Here is a 3,722-nt window from a genome sequence, read left to right on the forward strand (position 1 = left end):
TTAGCCGCCTCGCGTCAGGGTGCCCCTAACAACAGGCTAAAAATCCAACCGCCCACCCCGCCGCTCCAACAACAACCGCCGAGAAGGCGAAAACTCTCCATTTTAAGGTTTTTCAGCAGACTGCTAGTTCAACACCGATCGGGACATCCCCAGGAGTATGGCTAATGCGCATTAATAATAGTGTGGTCGGAATGATGTTGCAGAACGTGCACCGCACCGAGACTTCGCGGCAGGGCGCTGTGGTCACGCACAAGGCGAATACGAGTGCGCTGACCAATTTCCGAGCTTCTCGACAGGCCACGTCTGATCTCCGTAACTCAAATAGCCCGCAATCCCGGGGCGGAGAGGACACAAGTGGAGACCGCGACTTGCTGGGCCAGGCCTCTCGCGCAATGAAGTATGCATTGGGGGTGGCCGGTGCGGCATATCTCTACGACAAGACTACCAATGATTTCTTCCTCTCGACCACGTCGTTACACGATGGCAAAGGTGGATTCACGAGCAACGACAGGCTCAATAAGGCATCCGAAATAGCAAAAGTCCGTTTCCGCCACTACCACAGCAGCAGTCCAAAAGAGCAGAAGCGGAACAATCGGTCGATTAATTCCGTGCGGACCTGCGGCAACAACCAGTTCGTGACCATGACCGACTATCGGGCAGCTACGAAAGTGCACGTCATGCACCTCGTAAACACGGAGAAGGCGCGCCAGTCGCTGGTGAAGAGCCTTACGTGCCTCAAGGGCCAACTCGTGAAAGCTGACCACGTTGCCAAATATGATCCGCCTCTCGTACCGAATGATCCCGATTTGACGAAGAGCAGCCTGTACGAGCAGAAGAACAAATATGCGCTGACAGGCGTCGCCAATGACGAGACCGGGGCTCGCGGGTACACCTCGCGGTCGATCACCCGACCGTTCGTGCTCAAAGGCTACAAACACTTCAAAGACGTCTCCGAGACGAAAGGCTTGTCACCGCGGCAATGCGTGGAGTCGCTCGAGGCCTTGCTGGAGAAGGACGACAAGCTTAGCGAAGATGCGCAGTTTGCCGCCGGCCAAGCGATCTTGAACTTGAGGCAGGTCTATGCCGCAGACGAGCACTGGGGACATGCCGAGAAGATCGTCATGAAGACGCTGGCGCAGCACGGTTTTCTGTCGCCGGACGAGACCTACAAGATCGATGAGAGCTTGATGTTCGAAGACCCGTCGAAAAGCATCTTCAAGCGAAATACCGGTGTCATGGGACCACTATTGCACAAGCTCGAAGCCCGCTTCCATAAGTTTTGGCTGAAGAATGATCCTGGAGCACTCAATGATCTTCAGCCCATGGCGGCCTCAAAAAACATGGAGAACCTGGCCATAGCTCACTTCAAGTTGAACGAGCAGGGTAACGGGTTCGAAGACTGCTCGGGCCTCGGGGACTCGTTCACATGCGCCAATGCTGTGGCGTGCATCAACCACGCGAGACTGATGAGCGCGGAAGAACCGTTGTCCAAAGACGATGTAGTCGTGATCATTGGGTGCCTCAATGCGGTATATGACGATGCCAGCGGGATCCGGCATACGCTCCACGAGACCGCACGAGGGTGCTTTGCAGGCGCCGGCTATACAGTGGCGGATGCAGATCGGTTCTACGAAGACGTATGTAGGATGGCTGCGGAAGAGTTCTATGGCGGAGAAAAGCTGTGAAGTGGGACGTCCGACCGATAGGCCAATTGCGAAGCCGAAGCGAGAGCGACGACGTCCCGATCCGCTCGTCAAAGCCACGCCACGAAGGCGATGCTCGTTATAGAAGGCGATCCAGCGGGCGATTCCGTCCTTGGCCTCGCTGCCGTCGGCGTATCCCTTCAGGTAGGTGAGTGGCAGATGCGGCTGTATCCGAGCCAACTGCTTGTCGTTGAGCCAGAACAGTCCTTTGCGCATCGAAGCCCCCATGCCGACTCAACTCGGCCCGAGGGAATCAGAAACCGCTAATTGAGTACAGCCCTAGTGGTGAGGGGAATATGTCCTGAGAGCTATCGCTGAAAGTTGGTGACGGCGGGAATCGGGAAGGCGGCATATCGTGGGGGTGCTTGACGCCTCCACTTCTCCACCGTAGGAGCGATATGCCGTGTCCAAAGATAACATCATCAAGCTGATTCAGCCAGGAAACGTCGCCGATCAACGCACCGAAATCTTGCGCAATGGGGCGCGTGCTCTGTTGGCTCAGGCGGTAGAGGCCGAGGTCGCGGACTTTCTCGGCAAGCATGCCGATTTGAAGACTGCGGACGGCCACCAGCGCGTCGTCCGCCACGGTCACCTGCCGGAACGCGAGGTGATGACCGGTATCGGTCCGGTCGCCGTCCGCCAACCGCGTGTACGCGATCGCGAGGCGGGCGCTACCGACCCCGACCGCATCCGGTTCTCTCCGTCGATCCTGCCGCCCTACATGCGCCGCTCGAAATCGATCGAGACGCTGCTGCCGATCCTTTACCTGAAGGGGATCTCCACCGGTGACTTCTCCGAGGCGCTGGCGGCGCTGCTTGGCAAGGATGCTGCCGGATTGTCGGCATCCGCCATCGGCCGCCTGAAGGACGGTTGGCTTGACGAACACACCGCGTGGCCGAGGCGCGATCTGTCGGCGAAGCGCTACGTCTACATCTGGGCCGATGGCATCCATCTGGAGGCACGGCTCGAAGACGAAAAGCGGTGCATCCTGGTGCTGATCGGCGCGACGTCGGAAGGCCGCAAGGAACTGGTCGGCTTCACCGATGGTGCCCGCGAGAGCGCGCAGGACTGGCGCGATCTGCTGCTCGAGCTGAAGCGCCGCGGGCTCGACGTGCCGCCGCGGCTCGCCATCGCCGATGGCGCGCTCGGGTTCTGGAAGGCTGCCGGTGAGGTCTGGCCGAAAACGCGCGAGCAGCGCTGCTGGGTGCACAAGAGCGCGAACGTGATCGCCAAGTTGCCGAAGAGCCAGCAACCGAAGGCCAAACGCGCGTTGCAGGAGATCTGGATGGCCGAAACCAAGCCGCCGCCGAGCTGGCGTTCGACGCCTTCATCGAGAGCTACACGCCCAAATACGAGAAGGCTGCCGACTGCCTAAGTAAGGATCGGGACACGCTACTGGCGTTCTACGACGTTCCAGCCGAGCACTGGAACCACCTGCGGACGACGGATGAGATGGACAAGCGATTTCTTCATGGCCGACACGAGGATTGCCGGGATCGCCGTAAGTCCATTCTTTTGTTCGGCCGCGCTGCGGGCCATTCTTCCGTCCCGGCCACCGATCTCGCAGCCGCCGCGCGCAGGGGCGGTCAAGGCTGGCCGCATTTGCGGCCACCGCACGGCTCGGCCTTGACCGGCCCGAGCACGACGGCACGCTGGTGTCGAACGGGACGGCATTCCAGGCGTGGCTGGACCTTGCCGTCAGCCGCGATTAGGGTTGTCCGGCGCGGGCGACCTCGTGGCGAAGCGTGACGCGTCGGCTGCAAGCGTCACCGGACTGCCTATTTTGTCCTGCCGGATTGAGGCGCCCGCGCGCCGGTTTTTGGCCGCCGCGGTTTCCATTGCGACACGAAGCGTTCGTAGCTGTGCTCCGCCTGGGCGGCAATCAACATCTCGCGAGCCCCTCGCTTGGGCAGGCCTCGGCGTAGGTATAGTTGGAGGCGCCCATCGCCGCGACGAACAGCTTCATCGACTGCACTTCCCCGTTTGAGGGATCGATGACGTCGATGGTGTCGCCGGCGA

Annotated in this window: 1 protein-coding gene and 1 pseudogene; both read left to right on the top strand. The window is 60.2% G+C overall.

From position 1 onward, the window contains the following. Positions 1–164 precede the first annotated feature (164 nt). The gene (xopAG, locus tag ACZIRK_RS44755; RefSeq protein ID WP_207231187.1) at positions 165–1,685 is read left to right on the top strand and encodes a XopAG/AvrGf1 family type III secretion system effector; all 1,521 of its coding nucleotides are present in this window, start codon (positions 165–167) and stop codon (positions 1,683–1,685) included. A 421-nt stretch (positions 1,686–2,106) separates the two neighbouring features. Continuing rightward, positions 2,107–3,203: pseudogene (locus ACZIRK_RS44760) on the top strand (IS256 family transposase); the annotation flags it as partial. Positions 3,204–3,722: the final 519 nt, after the last annotated feature.

This window comes from Bradyrhizobium sp. Leo114 (genome assembly GCF_055229415.2).

Excerpts from the sequence above, each read along its gene's own strand:
- xopAG (WP_207231187.1), top strand. The coding sequence starts at position 165 with ATGCGCATTAATAATAGTGTGGTCGGAATGATGTTGCAGAACGTGCAC.